Source organism: Rhodococcus jostii RHA1 (genome assembly GCF_000014565.1).
GTDB lineage: Bacteria > Actinomycetota > Actinomycetes > Mycobacteriales > Mycobacteriaceae > Rhodococcus_F > Rhodococcus_F jostii_A.
Map to the genome: position 1 here is coordinate 5,499,205 of NC_008268.1, position 22,927 is coordinate 5,522,131.

Consider the following 22,927-nt stretch of genomic DNA (forward strand, 5'->3'; position numbering starts at 1 on the left):
GGGTGGGGTCAGGCCTGCAGGCCGGCCTCGATCTCGAGGGTGATGGTGATCTTGTCGCCGACGACGGCTCCGCCGCCTTCGAGGGGCATGTCGATGGTGATGCCGAAGTCCTTGCGGTTGAGGACGGTGGTGGCTTCGAAGCCGGCGACCGGTCCGTTGCCCATGCCGGGGTTGACGCCGTTGAACTCGAGGGCGAGCTCGACGGGGCGGGTGACGCCGTGGAGGGTGAATTCGCCCTCGACCACGTAGTCGTCGCCCTTGGCGCGGACGGCGGTGGAGGTGAAGGTGGCGGTGGGGTACTGCTCGGCGTCGAAGAAGTCGGCGGACTTGATGTGGGCGTCGCGGTCGGTGTTCTTGGTGTCGATGGACGCGACCTGGATTTCGGCGGTGACGGCGGCGGTGCCGTCCTCGGCGACGGTGATCGCGCCGGTGAAGTCGTTGAAGGTGCCGCGGACCTTGCTGACCATCAGGTGGCGGACGGAGAAGCCGACGGTGGAGTGGACGGTGTCGATGGCCCAGGTTCCGGCGGTGAGGTTGGGCAGGGTGGCGGTGGCGGTGGTCATGTGAACTCCTCGGAGCGTCGACTCAAATAGTTGAATGTTCAAGTTCTTGTAGCTTCAACTATGAACCCGGAGAATTTCTTCCGCAACCCGAATGTGATGCCTGTCACACGACGCAGGTGAGTGGCGCGGTGTGGCCGGGTCGCTTTCTCACTCACGTGGGGGGAGGCAGGCAGGCGCGTGCCGCGGCAAGGACCGTGGCGCCGGCGGCATCGAGTGGTTCGGTGCTGCGCAGTGCACGCGCGAGGACGAATGCCCCCTCCAGGCTGGTGACGAATCCCAGGATCAGGCGCCTCGCATCGGCCTCGTCGAATCCGCGCTCGCGCAGCAGCGCGCTCCCCGACTCGATCCAGCTCGTGAACACGTCCGCTGTGGCCACGCGAAGCACCTCGTTGGTGCTCGCGACCTCGAGCGCGACCGTGGCGATGGGGCAGGCGTCCGCGTAGTCGGTGGCCACCAGGGTCTCGCCCGCCAGCCGGAACCCCACCTCGATCCCTTCGAGGATGTCGGGATGCGCGTCGAGGATGGAGAAGACCAGCCGGGCGTACTCCTCGCCCGACGAGCGGATGACCTCCTCGCCGAGTTGCTGTTTGCCGCCGGGGAAGAAGTGGTAGATCGACCCGAACGGTGCGCGGGCCTCCGTGGCGACCTGCTTGAGGCCGGTCCCGGTGTAGCCGTTGCGGCGGAAGAGGTCGCTGCTGGTGCCGAGGATCCGGGCCTTCGTGTCGTTCACTTTCCTGCCCTCCGACCGTTGCGCTGGGTGCGTATCTCATCGTAACGTGATTCTCAGTAGAACGATCTATCAAATGGAGTGAGCGCCGTGAAACAGATCGAGCTGTCCGCGGGCACCGTCGAGTATCGGGACACCGGGGGCGACGGCCCCGTCCTCGTGTTCATCTCCGGGCTGACCATCGACGGCACCGTGTGGCGACACGTGGTGGAGCAACTCGCCCCGGACTTCCGCTGCATCGTCCCGAACCTCCCGCTCGGCGCGCACCGCATTCCGATGCGCGAGGACGCCGACCTCTCGCTACGCGGACTCGGACTGCTCATCGGCGAATTCCTCGAACGGCTCGACCTCGCGGACGTCACACTCGTGCAGAACGACTGGGGTGGCGCGCAGGTGCTGATCGCCCTCGGCGACTCGAGCCGCATCGGGGCTCTCGTCCTCACCCCGTGTGAGGCGTTCGACAATTATCCGCCCGGAATTCCCGGTCGCGCAATCGGTCTCGCGGTGGCGATCCCCGGTGGTCTGGCGTTGACCATGCACGCGCTGCGATTCCGGGCGATGCGCCGGGCGCCCGCTGGTTGGGGCTGGATGAGCAAGCGGCCCGTACCGAAGTCGGTGATGGACGGGTGGTTCCGGCCCGCGACCACCGACCGCCTGGTGCGACGAGATCTGCGCAAGTACACGACCTCGGTGCCACCGAAGTCGACGCTGCGGGAGTGGGCGGAAGCGAACCGGAGCTTCGACCGTCCGGTCCTCGTGCTGTGGGCCGTCGAGGACAAGGTGATGCCCCGCGACCACGGCCGGCGCCTGGCCGAGCTGTACCCGCACGCCGAACTGCAGGAGGTCGAGGACAGCTACACGTTGATGCCCGAGGATCGCCCGGACGTGGTCGCGGAGGCTCTGCGGCTTCGCCGCCCGTGAGTACTTGTTAACCGCGGGAGGTTAACAAGTACTCACGGCTCGGTACACCGCCCGGATCGCGGAGGCCGTCACCGACTGATGTGAGCCCATGCCCCACACCGTCCGATCCCCGACGCGGCACTCCGCCAACGTGATCGCCGCGCTGTCGCGGCCCGACCTCTGCGAGTGCTGGGTGAGGGAGAGGACGTCGACGTCCTTGCCCTTCGACGCGAGGACGTGGGTCATCGCCTCGACAGGGCCGGTGGCGACCGCCTCGCCCGACACTTCCACGCCGTCGACGTCGAACACGACGAACAGCCGGTCGCCGTCCGGGCCGTGCTCGACGGACCACCGGCCGAGGCCGCCCCGGTACCCGTACTCGGCGCAGAACAGCGTCCACAGTTCCTCGGCGGTGATCTCGAGCCCCGACGAGTCCGCCGCCTCCTGCACCTTCGCGGCGAAGTCGATCTGGAGCCGCCGCGGCAGTGTGACGCCGTATTCGCTCTGCAGCAGGTGCGCGATGCCGCCCTTGCCGGATTGGCTGTTGATGCGGATGACGGCCTGGTAATCGCGTCCCACGTCCGCCGGGTCGATCGGCAAGTACGGCACAGCCCACGGTGCGGTTTCCGCATCCAGCCCGGCTGCCGCCGCGGACGCCCGATGCTCCGCGAATCCCTTCTTGATAGCATCCTGATGGGTGCCGGAGAACGCCGTGTACACGAGGTCGCCGCCGTAGGGGTGCCGTTCGTGGACGGGAATCCTGTTGCAGTACTCCACGGTTCGCCGCACGGTGTCGATGTCCGAGAGGTCGATCATCGGGTCGACGCCCTGCGCGTGCAGATTCAGGGCCAACGTCACCAGATCGACGTTGCCGGTCCTCTCACCGTTGCCGAACAGGCAGCCCTCGACCCGCTGCGCACCCGCCAGCACCGCCAGTTCGGCGCAGGCGACCCCGGTGCCGCGGTCGTTGTGCGGGTGCACCGACAGGATGACCGAATCCCTCCGCTCCAGATGCCGGTGCATGTATTCGATCTGGTCGGCATACACGTTGGGTGTCGAGACCTCCACCGTGGCGGGCAGATTGTGGATCACCGGACGGTCGGGGCTCGCGTCCCACAGCCGGGTCAGGCTGTTGCACACGTCGAGCACGAAGTCCGGTTCGGTCAGGTTGAACACCTCGGGTGAGAACTCGAAGCGTCGGCCCGGATGGTCACCGGCGCCGCGTGCCACCTCCTGCGCTGCATCGAAGATCAACCGGTGCAGCGCTTTCCGATCCCTGCCGAGAACGACGGAGCGCCACGTCGGCGCCGTCGCCGTGTACATGTGCACCACGACGTTCGGCAGTCCCTCGACCGACTCGTACGTCCTGGCGATCAGATCGTCGCGGGCCGCGGTGAAGACGACGATCGTCACGTCCTCGGGCACCAGGTCCAGACGCACGAGGTCGCGGACGAAGTCGAAGTCGGTCTGGCTCGCTGACGGGTATCCGACCTCGATCTCCTTGTAGCCGATCGAGATCAGCAGTTCGAAGAATCTGCGTTTGCGCTCCGGATCCATCGGCTCGGCGAGGGCCTGGTTGCCGTCGCGCAGATCGACGGGCACCCACAGCGGGGCGGTGGCAGTGCGTTGCGCCGGCCAGGTGCGGTCGAGGTCGGGGACGGGAACGCGGTCCCAGATCGCGCGGTAGCGATCGGAGGGCATCGGCGAGGGTTGCTGGTTGTTCCATGTGGGGACGGTGCCGGTCATGACGGTCTTCTCCTGGGAAATGGGATGCACGAGACGACCGACGCGGCGAAACCCCGCGGCAGGGTGCCGGCCTTCAGGCCCCGCCGCGGCAGTGGAGGAGAAGTCCACGGAACGCCACGGCGCTAGACTAGGAGAAAATCACTCATCAGACAACCTGAGGAGTTTTGCGTGACCTCGTCGATACGACGCCACCTGCTGACGGACCAGGCGGCGGACCTGCTGCGCGCGCGGATCGCGAGCGGAGAGTGGGAGGTCGGTGCCAAGCTCCCCGGGGAGACCACGCTGGCGGCCGAGCTGGGCGTCGGGCGGTCGACCGTCCGTGAGGCCGTCCGGATGCTCGCGGGCCTCGGCATGGTCGAGTCACGGCAGGGGGCCGGCGTGTTCCTCCGCAGGTCGTCGCCGCGGCAGGATTGGGACCGGGTGCTCCGGACCGAGGAGATCCGGCACGTCGTCGAGGTGCGCCACACCGTCGAGATCGAGGCGGCCCGGCTGGCGGCGTCCCGGCGCGACGAGTCCGATGTCGCGGCGCTCCGTCGGGCGCTGGACGCGCGGGCCGCGGCGTCCGGAGCCAGTGCTGCCGCGTTCGTCGACGCAGACATCGCGCTGCATCGCGCGGTCGTGGTCGCCGCACACAACCCGGTGCTGACCGAGTTGTACGAGACATTCGTCCCGCGGCTGCGGGAAGCGATGCTCGACCTGACGGCGGCGCTGGACCTGAGTGCGGACAACGAGCCCGACGCGGACGCCCACCGACTGCTGGTCGAGGCGGTCGCCGACGGCGACGCCGAGGAGGCCGTCCGGGTCAGTACCGACCACCTCATGCGGCTTCGCCACCCGTGAGTACTTGTTAACCGCCGGCGGTTAACAAGTACTCACGGCTGGGAGTCGGGCTCGGGGTCCCCGGTGTGCGGCGTGCGCTTGGTGGTCGGTGAGGACTGCTCCCGGCGCTCGAACTCGAGGTCCATCTCCAGGTCCTCGTGCTGGTTGTGCCGGAACAGGATGAAGAAGACCACCCAGCCGACGAGCGCGACGAGGATGTAGCTCACGACGCGGTAGACGAACACGGCCGCGAGGGCCTGCGACGCGGTAGCTCCCGCCGCCGTCAGCGTCGCGATCAGGGTGCCGTCGACGAACCCCAGCCCGCCCGGGGCCAGTGGAATGCTGCCCACGGCCTTGGCCGCGGCGAACGCGATGAGCAGACCCGCGAACGACGGTTCCGCGCCCACCGCCCAGCACGCGAAACCGAGGCAGGCGACGTCGGCGAGCCGGTGCACCGCCGACCACCCGAACGTGATGACGGAATCCTTGCGGCTCAGCTCGACCGAATCGAGCTGGCTCAGGATTTCCTTCCACCGCTCGACGCCGGTCTCGGGGGGATTCTTGCGGAACTTGTTGTACCGGGTCAGCACCCAGTGCCCGATCGACTCGATCGAGTCGGGATTACGTGAGATGTAGCGCAGCCCGTAGAACAGGGCGAACGCGGCCACCAGCGACAGCGCCAGCGTGACCGGACTCACCTTGGTGCCCACCGCGAACGCGCCTGCGGCGCCGAGCAGCGCGAGGCTGCCCGCGGCGATCACTCCGGAGATCGCCAGCTGCCAGGACGCGACGATGGGGGTGGCACCCCATTTGCGGGTCTGCTTGTAGGTGAAGGCGGTGGAGAACACCTGACCGGCCGGCAGGCTCACGGCCATCGCGGTGCTCGCGTAGATCACCGACACCGACTTCAGCTGACTGACGACGACACCGCCCGCCTGCAGCAGGCGCTGCTGGACTGCGCCGTACCCGCTCAGGGAGACGGCCTGGGCTGCGATACATGCCGCGACCCACCCCCAGTGGATCTCGGTGAGTGCTTTCCACGAGTCGCTGAGCGTGGGCCACAGGTAGATGCCCTCGACGGTCAGCAGGGCCAGGAGGCCGGCGCCGAGTAGCCATTTGATCCACCAGTATCGACTTCGCTGCCGAGGAGGCTCGGCAGTGGGCGGGTCGGATCGAGGCTGGGCCACCTGGCCAGCGTAACCAACGGGTAGCGGATTACTCCGGATAGTCCTCCGGCCAAGCCAGATGGGTGTTGCGGCGCCGCCCCCGCAACTGGACTTGTTCGCCGAGTTCCCAGTGCGCCTGTTCGTCGTCGTCCGCGAAATACAGGGCACTCGTCGAGGCCAGCACGCGGCTGGGGTGGAGTTTGGCGAGTTCGGTGAGCCGCGACGCCTCGTTGACGGGGTCGCCGATCACCGTGTACTCGAAGCGTTCGGCGGCGCCGATGTTGCCGGCGACGGCGAGGCCTGCGGAGACGCCGATGCCGACGTCGAGGCCGGTGATCTCGTTCAACGCGAACCGCAGCTCCCGGGCTGCCGCCAGCGCCGCCGTCGGTGCGTCGGGGCGGTCGAGCGGGGCGCCGAAGATCGCGAGAGCCGCGTCACCCATGAACTTGTTGACGAAGCCGTGGTGCCGGTCGATCACGTCGACGACGACGCGGAAGAACTCGTTGAGCAGGTTCACGACCTCGCCGGGGGGACGCTCCGCGGCGGCGCCGGTGGAGCCGACCATGTCGACGAACAGCACCGCGACGAACCTCGTCTCGCCGCCGAGTTCGGTACCGAACTGCAGTGCCCGCCGCGCGACGTCCTCGCCGACGTGCTGGCCGAACAGTTCGCGCAGCAGTCGCCGTTCGTCCGATTCGCGCATCATGCGGTTGAACCCGACCTGCAGTCGCCCGATCTCGCTGCCGTCGAACACCTCGACGCGGACGTCGGTGGCACCGCGCTGGACGCGTTCGATGGCCCGCCGCAGCTGCTTGATCGGGTCGGAGATCTGGCTGGCCGTCAGCATCGACAGCGCGAAGGCCTGCGCGATCGCGATGATCGACAGCAGCATGATCGCCCACGCGAGCGCGTTCGGGGAGAACACCAGGTCGGTAGTTATCTGCGTCACGCACAGCAGGATGATGCCGATGACGGGCATCAGCGTTCCGAGCCCCCAGGTCATGGCCATCCGGGTGCCGACGCCGGGCGCCATGGTCCGGTCGAACTCGCCCTCGCTGAGCGCGCGGGCGGCCACGGGACGCAGGATGCGTTCGCCGAGCATGTATGTGAAGCCGAACGTCGTGGTTGCGGCCATGCAGACGGTGACGATGACGGCGACGGCGAGTTCCGGCATCTCGGTGATGGTGAGCAGCACGAAGATGATGCCGCCGAGGATCCACAGCACCAGGTGCACGATCGCCTGCCGCAGCGGTGCGTGCAGCGCCGACATCTGCTCGCTGCGCGTCGGCGGACCCCCACGCAACTGCCAGCGGACGACCGACCTCAGCATCATCGCGGCGGCCGTGAGACTCACCACGGCGGCGAATGCGAGGTAGCCACCGAAGATCGCGACGTTGCGGACCCGGTCGGCGATGATTTCCTGCGATTCGGGGATCGGCACGCCGTACCGCACGAACGCGAAGACGAGGATGGCGCCGATGAAATTGGCGAGGAGCATCGAAACCATATAGAGCGGCCATCTGCTGCGGACCGTCGCCGCGATCGCTCTATAGGATTTCCGCACGCCGTTCAATTTAGCGGGGGGTGTACCGGGTGGCGTAGGACACGTCCCCTAAAGGGCGCATATGCGTTCCCCGCGCGCGTGTTTCCCACGCGAATCGCCCGGCACTGTCCGAACCTCGATACGCTCCGCACGTGAACGCGAACGAGCAACGCTCGGACACTGCCGCGGTAACACAGGGCGGGGGCCATCCCTCGGCGTCCGTGCACCCGGTGGTGCGGGTGGCGGCCGAATGGACGTGGCGGCTCCTGGTCATCTTCGCGGGTCTGCTGACCCTCGGCTACATCGTGACCAGGCTCGACACCGTTCTCATCCCGGTGGGTCTGGCGCTGCTCTCGTCGGCGCTGCTGGTGCCGCTCGTCGACTGGCTGCAGGCCAAGGGCGTGCCGCGGTCGGCTGCCGTCGTGGTCGTCCTCATCGGTTCGATCGGCATCGTCGCCGGGATCATGACGTTCGTCGTCGAGCAGTTCATCGAAGGTCTCCCCGGCCTCACCGAGCAGTTCGAGGCGAGTGTCACACAGATCCAGGGGTGGCTCACCGACGGCCCGTTGCACTTCAGCGAGGATCAGATCCGGCAGGCCGGCGACTCGGTGGTGAAATCCATCCAGGACAACCGCCAGCAACTGACGAGTGGGGCACTGACCACCGCCACGGTCGTCGGCGAGATCTTCACCGGTGCCCTGCTGACGCTGTTCACGCTCATCTTCTTCCTCTACGGCGGGTCTCAGATCTGGGAGTTCGTCACCCGACTCGTCCCCACCACGTCACGACGGCGGGTCCGGCTGGCGGGGAGCCAGGGGTTCGGCTCGCTGATCGGATACGTCCGGGCCACGGTGGCGGTGGCCGCCGCGGACGCCGTCGGAATCGGCGCGGGCCTCGCGATCCTGGGGGTACCGCTCGCCCTGCCGCTGGCGTCGCTCGTGTTCATCGGCGCGTTCATCCCGATCGTCGGTGCGTTCCTCACCGGATTCCTCGCGGTGCTCGTCGCCCTCGTCACCAAAGGATTCCTCACCGCGCTGATCGTGCTCGGCATCATCATCGGGGTGATGCAACTCGAGGCCCACGTGCTGCAACCGCTGCTGCTGGGGCGCGCGGTCCGGCTGCACCCGCTCGCAGTGGTGCTCGCCATCACCACCGGCATCGTCCTCGCCGGGATCGTCGGCGGCCTCCTGGCGGTGCCGATCGTCGCACTGCTGAACACGGCGGTGCGCTCGCTCCTGTCCACGGATCCCGACGCCACCTACGACGCGCTCGAGGTCGACGATCCGGCAGTCCCGCTCTACCCGGCGGAGGCCGACGGCCCGCACCCGCCGCACCCCGCCGACCCGCATCTCGCCGACCCGCATCTCGACGACCCGCATCTCGATGACACAGCGCAGACCCATGACCGACCGGAATGAGCACCGCACCACCCGCCTCCACTACCGCCCACGAGCGACGACCGAGCTCGACACCCAGCCGGACGCACCGCTGTGGCGGGCGGCGCAGGCGTTCCGCCTCGTCACGCTGGTGTACGCGATCAGCTACCAGATCGTGTCCGTGCAGTACTACACCCATCAGCGGCTGAGCTGGTTCCTCGTCGCCCTGATGGCGGTGTGGTCGGGACTCTCGGCCGTCCTGCTGTCCCACGGGAAGGTCCCGCGCTACCAGGTGGTGATCGCCGACCAGCTGATCGTCATCGCGCTCATGGCATCGACTCGCCTTGTCTCCGATCACGATTGGTACAGCCACCATCAGACGCTGCCGACGACGCTGTGGGTCACCAACGCGGTGATCTCCGCCGCCGTGTTCGGCGGTCCGTGGCTCGGGATGGCGTCCGGTGTGCTGATGGCGACGGTGAGCGCGGTGGTGCGCGACCAAGTCAACCTCGACCTGTGGCGGGACGCGACGGCACCGGTCCTGGTGTCGGTGGGTCTGGCGCTCGGGCTCGCCACCACCACCGCGAGGCGTGCGCAGGCCCAGCTGGAGCAGGCCGTGCGGTTGGCCGCCGCCACCGAGGAACGGGAACGACTCGCCCGTGAGGTGCACGACGGCGTCCTGCAGGTGCTCGCGCTCGTCCGTCGCCGCGGCAACGAGATCGGGGGACCCGCAGCCGAGCTCGCGGATCTCGCCGGCGAGCAGGAGGTGGCCCTGCGCATGCTCATCTCCGAGCAGGGGGCGGGTGTGGCGTCGGATCTGGGTGGAAGCGTGATCGATGTGCGACTGCTGCTGGGCACGCGGGCGAGCACCACTGTGTCCGTGTCGACGCCGGCGGATCCGGTGACGATCGAGCGTGGCCGGGCAACGGAACTCGTCGCAATCGTCGACACCGCACTGTCCAACGTCGCACTGCACGCGGGGACCGGTGCCCGGGCGTACGTGCTGCTCGAGGATCTGGGCGACGAGGTGATCGTCAGCGTCCGCGACGACGGCAGCGGAATCGCCCCGGGACGGTTGGCCGAAGCCGAGGCCGAGGGTCGCATGGGAGTATCGAAATCCATTCTGGGCCGCGTCGGTGCGCTCGGCGGCACCGCCGAACTCGACACCGAACCCGGTCAGGGCACCGAATGGGAGATCCGCGTGCCGAAGGGAGACGAAACGCATGGGTGACACGGAGACCGACGAGCAGATCACCGTGATGGTCGTCGACGACCACCCGATGTGGCGGGACGCCGTGGCCCGCGACCTCGAAGGCGCCGGATTCACCGTGGTCGCCACGGCCGACGGCGTCGCCACCGCGGGACGTCGGGCGGCGGCGACCCGACCCGCCGTCGTGCTCATGGACATGCAATTGCCCGACGGAAACGGTGCCGCGGCCACCGCCGCCGTTCTCCAGGTGTCGCCGGACAGCCGGGTGCTGGTGCTGTCGGCGTCGTCCGAGCGTGACGACGTCCTCGACGCAGTCAAGGCCGGCGCGTCCGGGTACCTCGTGAAGAGCGCGTCCGTGGTGGAACTGCTGGACGCGGTGCGGGCCACCGCGGCCGGGCAGGCGGTGTTCACACCGGGGCTCGCCGGACTCGTGCTGGGAGAGTACCGCCGGATGTCGAGTGCGCCCGCCGACGAGCAGGGTCTTGCCGTCCCCCGACTCACGGAACGGGAGACCGAGGTCCTGCGGTTCGTCGCGAAAGGGCTCAGCGCCAAGCAGATCGCGACCAAACTGTCGCTCAGTCACCGCACCGTCGAGAACCACGTCCAGGCGACCCTCCGCAAGCTGCAGCTGGCAAACCGCGTCGAGCTGACCAGGTATGCCATCGAGCAGGGCCTCGAGTAGCCGTGAGTACTTGTTAACCGCGGGCGGTTAAGAAGTACTCACGGGCGCTAGCCTGGTCGGTATGGAGGCACGGGACCTACGCGTATCGGATGCGGAGCGCGAACACGTCGGCGAATTGTTGCAGCGGGCGGTGGGCCAGGGGATGCTCTCGCTCGGTGAGTTCACCGAACGGATGGACACGGCACTCGCCGCGAAGACGCGGGCGGAGCTGAACGTCGTCCTGGTGGATCTGCCGGGAATCCAGCTGATCTCGGAGTTCACGCCGCCGCCGTACCCCGACCAGCCGTACGTGTCTCGCCCGGCGCCGCCGGTTCCGCCGGTCGCGCACCGGTCGCCCGCGCCGCCGCCGGGCGACGTCATCCGGGGCCGGATGTCGTCGGTCAGCCGCACCGGCTCGTGGAGCGTTCCTCCCGCCCTCCAGGTGAACACCCGGCTGTCGACGGTGACGCTCGACTTCACGCGGGCCGTCATGGCTACGCAGGTGGTGCACGTGACCATCGACGACTACGCGAGCACGATCTCGCTGGTCGTGCCCGAAGAGGCGACGGTCGACCTCAACGGCGTCGAAACGGTTGGCGGTTCCGCGACCAACAAGGTGCGGACCGGCCCTCCCATCGGCCCGCTGCACGTCGTCGTCCGGGGCAAGGTCAGGTTCGGGAACGTGACCGCCAAACACCCTTTCGGCACCTCGATTCGCCGAATGTTCGGGTAGCGCGACGCAGGCCTCTCGAGTAGGCCTACTCATGTGTGGGGGCCGTCGCCGCAGGACGATTGATCCATGTCCACACCTGGTACTCCTTCGATCGACCCGCGGCTGGTCGCGCAGCTTTCCGGTGACTTCTCGGCGCTCGGGCAGCAGATGCGTCACGTGGGTGAGAACCTCGCGGTCCTGCAGGCTCAGCTCGCAACCATCCAGAGGCCCCAACCCCAACCCCAGCCGGCGCCGCAGCCGATGTACCGACCCCCGGTCGCCCAGCCGCCCCCGCCGCCCGCACCGGCCGTCCCGTACCGCCCCGCTCCGCCGCCACCGCCCCGGGTGGCTCGGGTGGCTCGCGAACCCTGGTGGCAGCGCGACGGGGTGATCAGCCGCGTGCTGGCCGTCGCGGGTGTGGCCGTCACCCTGATCGGAGTCGTGATGCTGCTGGTGCTGGCGGCGCAGGCCGGATTCTTCGGTCCGGAACTGCGCGTCGTGGCGGGCGGGTTGTTCTCGGCCGGTCTCGTCTACACCGGTGCCCGTGTCTTCGGGCGGCCCGGCGGCCGGGTCGGCGCGATTGCGCTCGCGGCAACGGGTATCGCCGGCGCCTACCTCGACGTCGTGGCCGTCGCGGTCGTCTACCACTGGTTGCTGCCGGTGCTCGCGATGGTCGTGGCACTCGGGATCGCGGGAGCCGGTGTCGCACTCGCGGTGCGGTGGGGTTCGCAGCCCCTCGCGCTGCTCGTGGTGACCGGCGCCGCCGTGCTCGCACCCGTCCTCACCGACGGCATCACGCTCACCCTCATCGGATTCCTGTTCGTCATCCAGGTCGCCAGCTTCCCCGCGCAACTCGGTCGCGACTGGCTGTACCTGGCGATCGCGCGGACGTGCCCGGTGGTGATCGCCTTGCTGATCGCGATCGCGAGTTCCGGACTGTCCGACCGGCCGGAGAGGTTCTGGCTGCTCGCGTCCGCCGCTCTGGTCGCCCTGTTCGGGCTCGTCTCGTCGATCATCCTGTTGCGCAGCAATTCTCGTGACGTCACCGCGACCGCGATGATCGTCACGACGGCCGTCCCGACGCTGGTGATCGGCCACCTCTTCGACCGGCTCGGGTCCACGCTCATCGCGTTGGTCCTGGCCGCCGCGATGTTCGCCGCGTTCGCGGCGGCGCGGTCGTTGCCGCGACACGCACGGATCGCGCTCGCGGGCGTGGGTACCCTCGCCCTGCTCGAGGCCTGCCTCATCGGATCGAGCGAAGACCTCGCGCCACTCGTCCTGCTCGGGGTGGCGGCACTGTTCCTCACCCTCGGCGGGCAGGCGGACTCGCGGATCGCGTATGCCGTCGGTGCGGTCTTCACCGTCGTCGGCGGGTTCGCCTTCGTGATCACCGTGCCCCCGTTCGTCCTCGTCGACGAGGACAGCGCGCTCGACTCGCTCGGGGTGACCACGGTGCTGTCCTCGCTGGTGCTGGCGGGAACCGTGTTCCTGTTCGTCTGGTACGCGCACACTCTGAAACTGTTGAGCGCCAACACCGCCCAGCCGTGGTGGGTGCTCGCCGGGCTGGTGATCCTGTACGCCGTCACCGCTGCGACGGTGTCCGCGGGCACGGCGCTCACCGGGACGTCGGCAGGATTCATCGCCGGACACTGCGCCGCGACCATCGCGTGGATGGCGGCGGCGACGGCGGCCCTGGTGTTCGGACTGGCCCGCCGCGACTACGCGCACACGGCACTCGGGGTCGGACTGGGATTGACCGCCGCGGCGCTGGCCAAACTGTTCCTTTTCGACCTGGCCACCCTCGACGGCCTGTTCCGCGTCCTCGCGTTCCTCGTGGTCGGCCTGCTGTTGCTCCTCGCCGGCACCCGCTACGCGCGTGAATTCGCGGAGCGGGAGGCCGGACGGGGAACGCCGAACGGCTCCGTCAGCGCCGGTTCTGCCGAGCGATGAGTTCGCTGACGCTGACGGCGTTGCCGTCGTCCGCGCGGTGCCTGCCGCTCGAGGCGTCGTCCGGATCGACGGGCGGTTCCTCGACGCTGCGGCGGCGCGAGCCGTTGGCAGGCGTTCCGTTGGCAGGGGCGCCGTTGGGCGGGGTGCCGTTCGCGGGCGAGCCGTTGCTGCGCCTGCCGCCGTTCACGGGTTCCGAAGGCTCGGCGGCGCGACGTCTCGACGGAATCGGCGGCACCGGGCGGGTAGGAGACGACTGGGGGGTCTCCTGCTCGTACGGTGCGGGCACCGAGCGCGGCGAGCGGGTCGGCAGTGACGGCGCCGACGCACTGGGTCGCGGTTCGGCGGGCGAGGAGATCGGCCGCGGTTCGGCGGCCGACGTGGACCGGAGGTCCGCGAGCCAACTCTCGATCGGACGCGACTCGGTGGCCGGACCCGGGGCGGGGGCCGCCGGACGGGGCCGCGGAACAGGACGCGACTGCGGTGCGGGCCGCGACTGCGGTGCGGGCCGCGACTGCGGTACGGGCCGCGACGGCGTCGGGGCCGGGCGCGGCGGAGCAGGCTGCGGCAGCACAGTGGTCTGCGGTTCCGCGGTCGGGGTCTCCTCGATCTCCTCCGGTGCCCGAGCGGGACGGCCGGTCGCCGACCGGCGGGCCTCGTTCTGCGCCCGGCGCGCCTTCGCGTCGTCCTCGGACATCTTCGCGGCCAGCGCCCGCGCGGTGACCAACGGGATCGGCTCGGTGAGCGGTTCCGGTTTGCGGGGTGCGGGCGGCGCCGCGAGCTTGCGCTGCGGCGGGACGGCACCGATCGGGGTGAGCTCCGGGACGTCGGTGGGCATCAGCTCGTTGTCGAGGATGGGCTCACCGAGACCCGTCTTCTCCTGGATTCGCTTCATCCACGCCGGCGCCCACCAGCAGTCGTCGCCGAGGAGTTTCATCGTGGCGGGGACCAGGAACATACGGATGAGGGTCGCGTCGATGATCAGCGCGGCGATCATGCCGTAGGAGATGTACTTCATCATCACGAGTTCCGAGAACCCGAACGCACCGGTGACGACGATGAGGATGAGCGCGGCCGCGGTGATGATGCGGCCCGTGTGCGCCGTGCCGATGCGGATCGACTCCGTCGTACTCGCCCCCTGCGCCCGCGCCTCGACCATCCGCGAGAGCAGGAACACCTCGTAGTCGGTGGACAGGCCGTAGACGATCGCGATGATCAGCACCAGCACCGGCGACATGATCGGGCCGGGGGTGAAGTTCAACCACTCCGAACCGTGACCGTCGATGAAGATCCACGTCAGGATGCCGAGCGTGGACCCGAGGCCCAGCGCGCTCATCAACGCCGCCTTGATCGGCAGCACCAGCGAGCCGAACGTCAGGAACATCAGCAGCGTCGTCAGGACGAGGACGGAGATCACCATCGTGGGCAGGTGGTCGAGCAACGCGGCGATACTGTCCTGCTCGATCGCCGGGGTACCGCCCACCAGTACCTGCACGCCGTCCGGACTGTCCATGGCGCGCAGATAGTCGATGGTCGGCTTGGACTCGTTGCGGTCGACGAGGCCCGCCTTGAGGACGACCACACCGTCCTTGGCCGCACCCTCCGGGGTGAATCGCTCGATCAGCCCCGGCGCGCCACTGGCCTCCTTGATGATCTGGCCGAGCGCCTTGTTGTCGGCGTCGGACACGACCAGCTTGACCGGTTCGGTGCGCAGGTTCGGGAAGATCTCGTCGAACTGTTCCTGCGCGGCTCGCGTCGAGCTGTCCGGGGGAAGATAGGTCTCGTTGATGCCACCGAACTTGATGCCCGTCAGCGGCACGATCAGCAGGAGCAGACCCACGACGATCGGGATGGTGACCTTGAGCGGGTTACGCATCACCCAGCGGGTGAGCCGGCCCCAGATGCTCGCCTCGATCTCTTCGGTGTTCTTGGTCTGACGGAAACGGTCGAGGCTGAGGGCGTCGATGCGCTTGCCGAGGATGCCGAGGATCGCGGGCAGGATCGTGATCGACGTCAGCGCCGCCAGGCCGACCGTGGCGATGGCGCCGTAGGCGACGGACTTCAGGAAGCCCTGCGGGAACAGCAGCAGACCGCCGAGGCTGGCGACGATCATCGTCGCCGAGAAGACCACGGTGCGACCCGAGGTCATCACCGTTCGGCGGACGGCGGAGCGGGTGTCGTACCCCTCCGCCATCTCTTCTCGGAACCGGCTGACGATGAACAACCCGTAGTCGATGGCCAGACCGAGCCCCACGAGGGAGACCACGGGCGCGACGAACGAGTTGACCTCGGTGAAGTTGGTGATCAGCCGGACGACGCCGTTGGCCCCGACCACGGTCAGGCCGCCGATGATCAGTGGCAGCGCCGCCGCGACGACACCGCCGAACACGAAGAACAGCAGGATGCCGACGGCCGGGATCGCGAGGATCTCCATTCGCCTGATGTCCTTGGCCATCGTGTCGTTGAGCGCACCCGACACGGGCTGGAGTCCGGCGAGCTGCACGTCGACGCCGTCGATGTAGAACTCGTCCTTGACGTCGCGGAAATTGGCCGTGACCTCGGTGTCGTTGTCACCGACGATCGCGATGCTCTCGATCGCGTGCTGCTTGTCGGCGTCCGCGGCGGACGCCAACTGTGGTGCGCTGCCGACCTTGAAGTAACCGCCGTTGATCTTGAGGATCTTGTCCGGGTGTTCCGCGGCCAGCCGCTCGAGGTTCTCGACGACCTTCGCCTGGAAGTCGGGGTCCTCGATCGTCTTGCCCTCGGGCGCCGTGTAGAGCGCCACGACGTCGCTGTTGGTGTCGCGACCGAAGGTGCCGTCAGCCAGCTTCGCCGCGGCGACCGACTCCGAGCCCGGATCGTCCCAGCCGCTCTGGCTGAGATGCTTCTCGAGGCCCAGGCCGTACGCGGCCGAACCGAGCAACAAGGCAACCATGATGCCGATGACGGTGAATCGGGCCCGGTAGACGACGCTTCCCCAGCTCGCGAACACTGATCAACTCCTACTCGGCAGCACTCTTCCGCCCGACGAGCAGGGCGGAAAGCGGTCGGAACGGCTGCAACCAGGCACCCTCGTCGGGCAGTGTGTCGAGGCTGACCCGAGGGAGTGGCTCCCGGAACACGCCGGGGATGTCCTCGAGATCGACGAAGTCCAGAAGGTCGGACGCGACCGCCCAGCTGGCGTGCTCGCGGAACCCGAGTATCTGGACCGGAATGCCGGTCGCGGCGATGTCCTCCAACGGTTCGCGAAACGCTTGACCGTCGGCGGAGGCGACCATGACACCGGCCAGCCCTTCGCCGTGACGAAGGGCGATGTGGTCCAGCATGTCGGAATCGACGTCGCTGTCCTCATCGATCTTCGGCTTGGCGAACACCGCGAAGCCCACATTACGCAAGGCTTCGACCCACGGTCTCACGACATCGGCGCTGCCAGCCGCGATGTTGGTGAAGACCGTCGCCTCGGGTTCGAGTGTGTCGGTGCCGGACGCGGACAGTTCCGCGGTCCGGGAGAGCAGCCAGCGGCCGAGTGCGTCGAATCGTGGCCGGTAGGCCGCCGTGGGCCGGCCGCCGAGGATGGCGCCTAGACCCATGTCGAGGTTGGGTGCGTCCCAGACGAGAAGGACCCGCTTCTGGTGGCGTCCGTCACGTGCACCCACCACGGGAGATCCTGACGACACCGCGGTGCCTGCCGGGGCCGCGCCGGCTATGTCGGAGTACTGCTCGCTGACGCTCATGACCTGATCTTCCCCCAAATCAACTCGGTGATCGCACTGCCGACCTGGTGGGCCTTGTCCTCGAACTTCGTCACCGGACGCTCGTGCGTCATCGGCGATTCCCAGTCGAGGGAGGTCAGGAGGGGTTCCGCGTTGCCCGCCTCGGCGATGGCCTCGGCGTACTCGGCATGATCTGTTGCGACATGCAACACACCGCCGGCCTTCAGCCGACTCGCGATCAGGGCGAAAGTGGGGGACTGCAGCAGGCGCCGCTTGTGATGGCGGGCCTTCGGCCACGGGTCCGGGAAGAAGACACGGACTCCGGTGAGCGATTCCGGTTCGATCATGTTCTCAAGGACATCCATGGCGTCGCCGCGCAGGACCCGGATGTTCGGGATCTCGTCCCGTTCGATCTGTTGAAGCAACTGTGCGAGCCCGGGCCGGTAGACCTCGACGGCCATGAGGTTCACGTGGGGTTCGGCCTTCGCCATCGCCGCGGTGGCGGTGCCCGTTCCCGAGCCGATCTCGAGGATGAGAGGGGCGTCACGGCCGAACCACGACGGCGCATCCAGGCGATGGTCCGAGACGTCCGCGCCGATCCGGGGCCATTGCCGGTCCCACGACTCCTGCTGCGCAACGGTCAGAGCGCCCCTGCGCGAGCGGAAACTTGTCACCCTCGGGTGGAGACGGGACCCCTTCGAGTCCTTCGTCTGCCCCTCCTCGGGGACGGCGGGTGCATCCTGATCAGCGTGGTTCACCGGACCATTGTCACGCATGAGGGGCGTTTCTGGCATACGGGTCTGAAGTTCACCTTGAGACTTTTTCGATAATCCGGTGCCCAGCCTGCACGGTTGCCCACGCCGATTCGGGGTGGGTCTGACAGAATCGGCGCGGGACGAAGGGGGGTGACTGCGTCGTGGGCACTGCTGATGCCGGGGGCAGGGAACTGGCGGATCTCGCCGAACGAATGGCGGCACTGGACGGGGATTCCGGCGACCGTGTGCGCGACGCCGTGGCCGCGTTTCGGGCGCCGATCCGGGTCCAGACCGCGGGTCGAGCGGGTGTGGGCAGGTCGACCGTCGCCGCGGCACTGACCGTGAACGGGATCGCCGACGCCGTCGTGGAGGAAGCGGACGCCGTCGACGTGCCCGGCGCACCCGACCCCGCGCTGGACGGCGACGTCGTGGTCTACGTCCTCGTCGAGTCGGTGCGCGACGCCGACCGGGACGCCGTGCGGACACTGGATCCGGCGCAGGCTCTGTTCGTCCTCAACAAATCCGACACGTTGGGCGCGTCGCGCGCGGCAGCCGACGCCTGGGCGACGGCGACCGCGCGTGCCGCCGAGTGCTCGGACGAAGGCGGCCTCCCGGCTCTGCCCCTCATCGGAACGCTCGCAGGAACGTCAGCGGAGTCCGGAATCGATGCGGTGTCGGCCGCCGTCACCGACCGGATCGCACGCACCCGGGCGCGCCGCGGCGAGACCCTGCTGAACGCGCTGCGGTCGCACGCGGCGCGCAGCCCCGCGTCCCGCGACGTGCTGGAGCGGTATCTCGCCGGCGACCACGCCGTCGCGCTCGCCGCCGCCGCGGCCCGGCTTCATCTCGCCGACTTCGCCGCGGAGGCGCCGGAGCCACCGCGCAGCGCCGCGGACGCGGCCCGGTGCGCGGACTGGTGGCGCGCGCAACTCGCCCGGCAGCCGACGGCCCGCCGCCGCCGGGCGGTCGTCGACGTCCGGCGTCACTACGTTCGCGTCTGGCAGCAGCTGAGCGGCAGCCCCGGAACGTGACGACGCAACGGCTGTCGGATCTACCCGCCGAGACCGTCGACGTGGTGACGCGATGGAATCCGGACGGCGTCGCCCGCCTGACGTCCGGTGGAGCCCCGCAGCGCGGTGTCTTCGTGGCGGGGCCGCGGCACGCAGGGAAGACCACGCTCGTCGGCGGGCTCCGCGCACTCGACGCGTCCGGGCTCGCGTTCGTGGAGGACCCGATCGACGCCCGCGTGATCCTGATGGTGTTCGATGCCGCGGGACCACTCGGACGGGAGGAGCTGTCCGTCCTCGACGTCGTCGCGCGACCGGCCCGTCCCGTGGTCTTCGCGCTCACCAAGACCGATGTCCACCGGAACTGGGCGGGTGTGAGCGAACGCAACCGGGCCCTGCTCGCCCGGCACTCGACGCGATTCGCCGACGCGGAGATCCACCCGGTGGCGGCGGGTGGCTCCGGGGCCGAGGCGCTGCTCGCGGCGCTCCTGCGTGCCGCCCGCGCCCAGGGCCCCGACCCGCGCTCCGCCACCGAGGCCGTGCTCGAGCAGACCCGGCGCATGATCGTGGCCACCGCCCGGTCCGTGCGAGAGACCGAGCCGGGCGCGGAACTGCGCGCCGAGCGGGTTCGCGCGCTGACGCTGCGGGACGGCAGGCGCACCGAACGGGTCGCGCAGCTCCGCGGTCAGGTCCAGCTCGCGAAGGTCGAGTTGATGCACGAGGTGGCCGCCCAGTGTCGCGCGGCCGGCACGACCGCACGCGCCGAGATCGACCGCGCCGGCCGCGGGACGCTCGAGGGTTACCCCGACCGGCTCGCCGAGATGGTGCGCGAGAGAAGTGGTGCGGTCGATGCCGCGGTGACCGCGCGCCTCGACGACCTGCGGTCGCGGGTCGGCGTCACCGTGTCCGCTTCCGGGGCCGCCGTTCCGCTACCGGAGCCGGTTGCGCCGGACGGGCCAGAACCGCGACACCGCGGACTCGAGGACCGGATGACGATCCTGATCGGTGCGTCCGCCGGGCTCGGTCTGGGGAGGCTGGTGGTCTCGCCGCTGTCGATGGTGCCTGCGCTCGACATCGCAACCATCCCGCTCACCCTCGCGCTGGGAGCCGTGGCGGCGTGGTGGCTGACGAAGGCACGCGGGCACGTCGCCGAACGCGCCCACATGCGGCAGTGGGCCACCGACGCGTTGGTGCACGCGCGGTCCCAGTGGGAGCAGTTCGTCCTCGGCCGGCTGCTGGCGGCCGAGGCTCGGGTGGGCGAGGCGATCATCGCCGAGAGCCGGGTGTGCGCCCGGGACGTGGACGAACGGGTCGCGCAGATCGACGGCGAACTCCGTCGCCTGGCCGCGAGACGCAACGGGCAGCTGTCGTCCTGCGAACGCGACCTCGGGGCGGTCGACCGGGGTCTGCAGGAGGTCCGCAGGCAGCCGGGGGAACCGAATCGCCGCAGCGAACGTCTGAATACATAGATGCCTGACCGAGGTTCGCCCGCTTTCGTGTGGAATCGTGTTGAATTATCTTGATATGTCTTGATTTGTGCGGGAAACTGGTCCGAAATGCGAAGGGAGACCGCGGTGGCGACGACTGAGAGTTTTCTGGTCCCGGACGTGCCGGACCTCGATCCGGACACGTTCGGTCACGATTCCGGGGCGGTCGCGCTCACCGATCCGACCCACGACATCGACGGAGACGGCATCCTCGACACCCAGACCTTCGACGCGGGCGACGCCGTCGTCATCGCCTCCGACCTCGACTCGGACGGCGACGCAGACCATCTGACGATGATCCACGAGGACGGTGCCTATGCGTCGTGGGAGTTTCGCCGCGACGGCGACGGCGTCGTGCACTGGCAGCAGACCGATGGCGGGACTCTCGGTAACGGCTGAACACCTCCGAATCCGCACTGCAGACGCGGGAAAGGCCGCTGGTAGCTCTACTGAATCGTTTCTGTGACCATTCCAACCGCACCCGATTCCCCGAGATGGGACTCGCGGCGTTAACCTCTAGGGATAGGACACCCGGCGCCCGCGTCTTCCATGTGGCATGGACGGCCTGGCTGGACCCCGCCGAGAGGGGAAATCGGACCGTCTGGCACTCGCTGCGAGGTTCTCTCAGCGGACGGCAGATGGTCCGGTTCCGGCTCACCCCAGGAGAGTTTGATGACCTCAGCGACCATTCCCGGTCTGAACGGAACTGACGGCACGCCCCCCACGGAGCACAGTGAGCTGCTCGCCTGGGTTCGAGAGGTTGCCGAACTCACTCAGCCCGACCGCGTCGTCTTCGCCGACGGCTCGGACGCCGAATGGGATCGACTGACCGAGCAGCTCGTCGAGGCCGGTACGTTCACGCGACTCAACGACGAGAAGAAGCCGAATTCGTTCGTCGGCAACTCCGATCCGTCGGACGTCGCACGCGTCGAGTCCCGCACCTACATCTGCTCGCGTGAGGAGATCGACGCCGGGCCCACCAACAACTGGATGGACCCGACCGAGATGCGGTCGCTCATGACCGACCTCTACCGCGGCAGCATGCGCGGACGCACCATGTACGTGGTGCCGTTCTGCATGGGTCCCCTCGGTGCCGACGACCCGAAGCTGGGTGTCGAGATCACCGACTCCGAGTACGTCGTCGTGTCGATGCGCATCATGACGCGCATGGGTACCGCCGCGATGGAGAAGCTCGGCACCGACAAGCCGTTCGTGAAGGCGCTGCACTCGGTCGGCGCTCCTCTCGAAGAGGGCCAGGCCGACGTCCCGTGGCCGTGCAACGACACCAAGTACATCACCCACTTCCCCGAGGATCGCGAGATCTGGAGCTACGGGTCCGGCTACGGCGGAAACGCGCTGCTCGGTAAGAAGTGCTACTCGCTGCGCATCGCGTCGGCCATGGCCCACGACGAGGGCTGGCTGGCCGAGCACATGCTGATCCTCAAGCTGATCTCTCCGGAGGACAAGCCGTACTACATCGCGGCCGCGTTCCCGAGCGCCTGCGGCAAGACCAACCTCGCGATGATCCAGCCGACCATCCCCGGATGGCGCGCCGAGACCCTCGGCGACGACATCGCGTGGATGCGCTTCGGTGAGGACGGCCGCCTGTACGCCGTCAACCCGGAGTACGGCTTCTTCGGCGTCGCGCCGGGCACGAACTACGGGTCGAACCCGAACGCGATGAAGACGCTCGAGGCCGGCAACTCGCTGTACACGAACGTCGCGCAGACCGACGACGGCGACGTCTGGTGGGAGGGTCTCGAGGGCGACCCGCAGCACCTCACCGACTGGAAGGGCAACGAGTGGACGCCCGAGTCGGGGGAGAAGGCCGCGCACCCCAACTCGCGCTACTGCACCCCGATGTCGCAGTGCCCGATCCTCGCGCCGGAGTGGGACGACCCGCAGGGTGTTCCGATCTCCGCGATCCTGTTCGGTGGACGCCGTAAGACCACGGTTCCGCTGGTCAGCGAGTCCTTCGACTGGCAGCACGGCACGTTCCTCGGTGCGACGCTGTCGTCCGAGCAGACCGCTGCCGCCGAGGGTGCCGTGGGCACCGTCCGCCGCGACCCGATGGCCATGATCCCGTTCATCGGCTACAACGCCGGCGACTACCTGAACCACTGGATCAACCTCGGCAAGCACGCGGATTCCGAGAAGCTGCCGAAGATCTTCTACGTCAACTGGTTCCGTCGCGGCGACGACGGCCGTTTCCTGTGGCCCGGTTTCGGTGAGAACTCCCGCGTGCTGAAGTGGATCGTCGACCGTATCGAGCACAAGGCCGGCGCCGAGTCCACCCCGATCGGATTCGTTCCGACCGCAGCCGATCTGGAGCTCGGCGGCCTGGACGTGGACGCCGACGACGTCGACGAGGCGCTGAAGGTCGACGTCGACGAGTGGAAGCAGGAGCTGCCGCTCATCGAGGAATGGTTCGAGTTCCTCGGCGAGAAGGTTCCCTCCGGCATCCGTGACGAGTTCGAGGCCCTGAAGCAGCGCCTGAGCTAGTCCCTCCCCGGTGACCGAATGTCACAGTGGTTCAGTCCGACTGAACCACTGTGACATTCGTCGTTTCAGGGGAGAAGTCTGCAGTAAACGCAT

At 68.5% G+C, this 22,927-nt stretch carries 19 protein-coding genes; 11 read left to right on the forward strand and 8 right to left on the reverse strand.

Translation table 11 applies throughout. The annotated features are described in order from the left end of the window. Positions 1-8 precede the first annotated feature (8 nt). Together RHA1_RS25260 and RHA1_RS25265 are read right to left on the reverse strand one after the other, a co-directional pair. Positions 9-563: a YceI family protein gene (locus RHA1_RS25260; RefSeq protein ID WP_009476977.1), complete on the reverse strand. Its 555-nt coding sequence runs from the start codon at positions 561-563 to the stop codon at positions 9-11. A gap of 151 nt (positions 564-714) precedes the next feature. After that, positions 715-1,293 (reverse strand): TetR/AcrR family transcriptional regulator, encoded by a 579-nt coding sequence (locus RHA1_RS25265; RefSeq protein ID WP_011597383.1) that lies wholly within the window; start codon positions 1,291-1,293, stop codon positions 715-717. A gap of 87 nt (positions 1,294-1,380) precedes the next feature. On the opposite strand from RHA1_RS25265, the gene RHA1_RS25270 reads away from it, so the two are divergent. Continuing rightward, entirely contained in the window at positions 1,381-2,211 is an 831-nt protein-coding gene (locus tag RHA1_RS25270) for an alpha/beta fold hydrolase (RefSeq protein ID WP_009478194.1), read from the forward strand. A 21-nt stretch (positions 2,212-2,232) separates the two neighbouring features. Here the strand turns inward: RHA1_RS25270 and RHA1_RS25275 are convergent, their stop codons facing one another. Then, a complete protein-coding gene (locus RHA1_RS25275) occupies positions 2,233-3,936 on the reverse strand; it encodes a 2-isopropylmalate synthase (protein ID WP_011597384.1) in 1,704 nt (567 codons plus the stop codon). A gap of 168 nt (positions 3,937-4,104) precedes the next feature. Between RHA1_RS25275 and RHA1_RS25280 the strand changes: the two genes are divergently transcribed. Further along, positions 4,105-4,776, forward strand: a complete 672-nt coding sequence (locus RHA1_RS25280) for a FadR/GntR family transcriptional regulator (RefSeq protein WP_011597385.1) — start codon at positions 4,105-4,107, stop codon at positions 4,774-4,776. A gap of 32 nt (positions 4,777-4,808) precedes the next feature. On the opposite strand, the gene RHA1_RS25285 is transcribed toward RHA1_RS25280, so the two are convergent. Further along, positions 4,809-5,942, reverse strand: coding sequence for a lysylphosphatidylglycerol synthase transmembrane domain-containing protein (locus RHA1_RS25285; protein ID WP_009478197.1), 1,134 nt, complete (start codon positions 5,940-5,942; stop codon positions 4,809-4,811). Between the two features lie 28 nt (positions 5,943-5,970). Continuing rightward, positions 5,971-7,428: an adenylate/guanylate cyclase domain-containing protein gene (locus RHA1_RS25290; RefSeq protein WP_005258596.1), complete on the reverse strand. Its 1,458-nt coding sequence runs from the start codon at positions 7,426-7,428 to the stop codon at positions 5,971-5,973. 188 nt (positions 7,429-7,616) lie between these two features. On the opposite strand from RHA1_RS25290, the gene RHA1_RS25295 reads away from it, so the two are divergent. The 5 genes from RHA1_RS25295 to RHA1_RS25315 all read left to right on the forward strand — a co-directional run bounded on the left by RHA1_RS25295 (position 7,617) and on the right by RHA1_RS25315 (position 13,373). After that, positions 7,617-8,882, forward strand: coding sequence for an AI-2E family transporter (locus RHA1_RS25295; RefSeq protein WP_011597386.1), 1,266 nt, complete (start codon positions 7,617-7,619; stop codon positions 8,880-8,882). Then, positions 8,866-10,071 carry a MacS family sensor histidine kinase gene (gene macS, locus RHA1_RS25300; RefSeq protein ID WP_011597387.1) on the forward strand — a complete coding sequence of 402 codons (1,206 nt, stop codon included), beginning with the start codon at positions 8,866-8,868 and terminating at the stop codon, positions 10,069-10,071. Before RHA1_RS25295 ends, macS begins: the two co-directional genes overlap by 17 nt. Next, positions 10,064-10,732, forward strand: coding sequence for a response regulator (locus RHA1_RS25305; RefSeq protein WP_009478200.1), 669 nt, complete (start codon positions 10,064-10,066; stop codon positions 10,730-10,732). The genes macS and RHA1_RS25305 overlap by 8 nt, the downstream gene beginning before the upstream one ends. Positions 10,733-10,793: 61 nt before the next feature. Beyond that, positions 10,794-11,444 carry a DUF1707 SHOCT-like domain-containing protein gene (locus RHA1_RS25310; RefSeq protein ID WP_011597388.1) on the forward strand — a complete coding sequence of 217 codons (651 nt, stop codon included), beginning with the start codon at positions 10,794-10,796 and terminating at the stop codon, positions 11,442-11,444. 66 nt (positions 11,445-11,510) lie between these two features. Then, positions 11,511-13,373, forward strand: coding sequence for a DUF2339 domain-containing protein (locus RHA1_RS25315; RefSeq protein ID WP_011597389.1), 1,863 nt, complete (start codon positions 11,511-11,513; stop codon positions 13,371-13,373). On the opposite strand, the gene RHA1_RS25320 is transcribed toward RHA1_RS25315, so the two are convergent. From RHA1_RS25320 to trmB, 3 genes are read right to left on the reverse strand one after another with little or no spacing between them, the layout of a single operon-like run. Next, positions 13,348-16,362 carry an MMPL family transporter gene (locus tag RHA1_RS25320; RefSeq protein ID WP_011597390.1) on the reverse strand — a complete coding sequence of 1,005 codons (3,015 nt, stop codon included), beginning with the start codon at positions 16,360-16,362 and terminating at the stop codon, positions 13,348-13,350. The genes RHA1_RS25315 and RHA1_RS25320 overlap by 26 nt on opposite strands. A 10-nt stretch (positions 16,363-16,372) precedes the next feature. Then, positions 16,373-17,104 carry an NYN domain-containing protein gene (locus RHA1_RS25325; protein ID WP_009478204.1) on the reverse strand — a complete coding sequence of 244 codons (732 nt, stop codon included), beginning with the start codon at positions 17,102-17,104 and terminating at the stop codon, positions 16,373-16,375. Next, positions 17,101-17,877: a tRNA (guanosine(46)-N7)-methyltransferase TrmB gene (trmB, locus tag RHA1_RS25330; protein ID WP_011597391.1), complete on the reverse strand. Its 777-nt coding sequence runs from the start codon at positions 17,875-17,877 to the stop codon at positions 17,101-17,103. The genes RHA1_RS25325 and trmB overlap by 4 nt, the downstream gene beginning before the upstream one ends. Before the next feature lie 122 nt (positions 17,878-17,999). Here trmB and RHA1_RS25335 point away from each other — a divergent pair, with 122 nt between their 5' ends. The 4 genes from RHA1_RS25335 to RHA1_RS25350 all read left to right on the forward strand — a co-directional run bounded on the left by RHA1_RS25335 (position 18,000) and on the right by RHA1_RS25350 (position 22,834). After that, positions 18,000-18,869, forward strand: coding sequence for a hypothetical protein (locus RHA1_RS25335; RefSeq protein ID WP_011597392.1), 870 nt, complete (start codon positions 18,000-18,002; stop codon positions 18,867-18,869). Further along, a complete protein-coding gene (locus RHA1_RS25340) occupies positions 18,866-20,314 on the forward strand; it encodes a GTPase Era family protein (RefSeq protein WP_011597393.1) in 1,449 nt (482 codons plus the stop codon). Before RHA1_RS25335 ends, RHA1_RS25340 begins: the two co-directional genes overlap by 4 nt. 105 nt (positions 20,315-20,419) lie before the next feature. Then, positions 20,420-20,731, forward strand: coding sequence for a DUF6802 family protein (locus RHA1_RS25345; RefSeq protein ID WP_081437534.1), 312 nt, complete (start codon positions 20,420-20,422; stop codon positions 20,729-20,731). Positions 20,732-21,004: 273 nt separating this feature from the next. Further along, on the forward strand, positions 21,005-22,834 hold the full coding sequence (locus RHA1_RS25350; RefSeq protein ID WP_009478209.1) for a phosphoenolpyruvate carboxykinase (GTP): 1,830 nt from the start codon (positions 21,005-21,007) through the stop codon (positions 22,832-22,834). Positions 22,835-22,927: the final 93 nt, after the last annotated feature.

Excerpts from the sequence above, each read along its gene's own strand:
- RHA1_RS25350 (WP_009478209.1), top strand. The coding sequence starts at position 21,005 with ATGACCTCAGCGACCATTCCCGGTCTGAACGGAACTGACGGCACGCCC.
- RHA1_RS25260 (WP_009476977.1), bottom strand. The coding sequence starts at position 563 with ATGACCACCGCCACCGCCACCCTGCCCAACCTCACCGCCGGAACCTGG.
- trmB (WP_011597391.1), bottom strand. The coding sequence starts at position 17,877 with ATGCCAGAAACGCCCCTCATGCGTGACAATGGTCCGGTGAACCACGCT.
- RHA1_RS25290 (WP_005258596.1), bottom strand. The coding sequence starts at position 7,428 with ATGGTTTCGATGCTCCTCGCCAATTTCATCGGCGCCATCCTCGTCTTC.
- RHA1_RS25315 (WP_011597389.1), top strand. The coding sequence starts at position 11,511 with ATGTCCACACCTGGTACTCCTTCGATCGACCCGCGGCTGGTCGCGCAG.
- RHA1_RS25325 (WP_009478204.1), bottom strand. The coding sequence starts at position 17,104 with ATGAGCGTCAGCGAGCAGTACTCCGACATAGCCGGCGCGGCCCCGGCA.
- RHA1_RS25275 (WP_011597384.1), bottom strand. The coding sequence starts at position 3,936 with ATGACCGGCACCGTCCCCACATGGAACAACCAGCAACCCTCGCCGATG.
- RHA1_RS25305 (WP_009478200.1), top strand. The coding sequence starts at position 10,064 with ATGGGTGACACGGAGACCGACGAGCAGATCACCGTGATGGTCGTCGAC.
- RHA1_RS25310 (WP_011597388.1), top strand. The coding sequence starts at position 10,794 with ATGGAGGCACGGGACCTACGCGTATCGGATGCGGAGCGCGAACACGTC.
- macS (WP_011597387.1), top strand. The coding sequence starts at position 8,866 with ATGACCGACCGGAATGAGCACCGCACCACCCGCCTCCACTACCGCCCA.